At 67.0% G+C, this 1,549-nt stretch carries 3 protein-coding genes; 2 read left to right on the forward strand and 1 reads right to left on the reverse strand.

Annotated features, from left to right (window positions below; translation table 11 throughout):
• Positions 1-287: 287 nt before the first annotated feature.
• Positions 288-641, reverse strand: a complete 354-nt coding sequence (locus tag WAN71_RS07595; protein ID WP_422224746.1) for a hypothetical protein — start codon at positions 639-641, stop codon at positions 288-290.
• A 134-nt stretch (positions 642-775) separates the two neighbouring features.
• On the opposite strand from WAN71_RS07595, the gene WAN71_RS07600 reads away from it, so the two are divergent.
• Together WAN71_RS07600 and WAN71_RS07605 are read left to right on the forward strand one after the other, a co-directional pair.
• Positions 776-1,057, forward strand: coding sequence for a helix-turn-helix domain-containing protein (locus tag WAN71_RS07600; RefSeq protein ID WP_422224747.1), 282 nt, complete (start codon positions 776-778; stop codon positions 1,055-1,057).
• The gene (locus WAN71_RS07605) at positions 1,054-1,422 is read left to right on the forward strand and encodes a WhiB family transcriptional regulator (protein ID WP_422224748.1); all 369 of its coding nucleotides are present in this window, start codon (positions 1,054-1,056) and stop codon (positions 1,420-1,422) included. The genes WAN71_RS07600 and WAN71_RS07605 overlap by 4 nt, the downstream gene beginning before the upstream one ends.
• Positions 1,423-1,549: the final 127 nt, after the last annotated feature.

A 1,549-nucleotide genomic window follows, 5' to 3' on the forward strand; every position in this document is an offset into this window, starting at 1 on the left:
GTTTTGAGGCTTGCCTTCGTCGCGATCGGCAGGTTCAGTGCGTGGGCGCGGCGGGTGAGGAGGTCGATCACCTGGGCTGCGGTATAACCCAGGTGCCGGCGCACGGTCTGCAGCGACGTCAGCATGACCAACTCCGCTGGTGAATAAACCGGTCCTGAGCTGCGAAGTTAATGGTGGTTAATGGTCCGGTCGTTAACCGGTGACAATTACGAAGCGGCACCTGTTCGCGGTTTCGTAGTGCCATGCAAGAAATCACCGACACCACAAACGGCCGGCTACCGGCTGGCCTAGCCATCGCGAGACGCCAGGTCGTCCAGCCGCCGTTCAATGGCGGCCAGGCGCCGATCGATCGAGGTCAATCGAGCCGTAACAGGGTCCACAGGCGAGGTGGCCGGCTGGCCGCGATCGGGCGGTGTGTGACCGCGCAGCACCGCGTCGAGGTGGTCGGGGTGCCAACCCAGTGCCAGCGACAGCGCCTCAAGGGTGCGGGCGTTGCGGTGACGCTGGGTGGTGTTGCGATGCAACTCGCGCACGATCGCGACCGATACCTGAGCCCGTTCGGCCAACTCGCGTTGCCGCCAGTTGAGCTCGGCGAGCCTCGTATCAATCGCTCGCGCGACCGCCGCCCAGTCCTGCGCCACCTATTCCTCCGCGCTCCGCCCTGAGCGACGAAGAGTAACCCCGCCCACCGTTTCGGTAATCCCGCACGTCCATTTAGCACTGAAATCAGTGCAATAAAACGATGACATCACGCTTTCATGAGGAGTTTCGAGTAATGGACAGCACCAACAACCGCGCCGTGAGCCCGGCGTTCTACACCGTCCCGGAGGCCGCGCGGATCCTGCGGGTGACTCCGGCGACGCTTTACCGCGCCATCCGCGACGACGCCTTCCCCGCGGTGCGGATCCGGACCCGGTACGTCATCCCGGCCAGCGCCGTGGATCGCCTGGCGGCCGAGACAGCCGAGCATGGCGGATGCGTGGACGTCGCGCAGATGGCCGCGCAGCGGCGTAGCGCCCGCGAGATGACTCGCGCGACCGGTGGTGCGCCGTGGTGAACCGCGACGACACCCCGGACTACGAAGCCATGGCCGCCGGACTCGATCGGTGGCAGCAGGTCCTGACCGACGTGCTGACCACCCTCGTGATGCGCCGGGGGCTGTGTCTGTGGGGCCTGTGGCCAGCTCAAGAACCCGACTGGGACGACTGCGCACCCAGCGACCGGGAATTGGCCGCGCGGCTTTGCGCAGGGTGCCCGGTCATCGACCAGTGCCGAGAGATGGACCTGCGCCTCGCCGGTGCGTGCACCACCGGTGTGTGGGGTGCGCTGGCCGAGGACGACCGGCGCGCGCTGCACCGAGTGTGGCAACGACACCGCCAGCACCAGCCCACACCAGACCAGGAAGGAAGACCGACACCATGACCATCGACCCGAGCCCGACGCAAGTAGTCGCCGTCTTGGGCGTGCTGCTCGCGCTGCTGATGATGTGGCGCTCGGGCACCCACCGGGGCAGACGGGCAGCCGAGGCCACCCACGCGGCCTCCCGGGT

The sequence above is a fragment of the Mycobacterium sp. genome, assembly GCF_049280035.1.
GTDB lineage: Bacteria > Actinomycetota > Actinomycetes > Mycobacteriales > Mycobacteriaceae > Mycobacterium.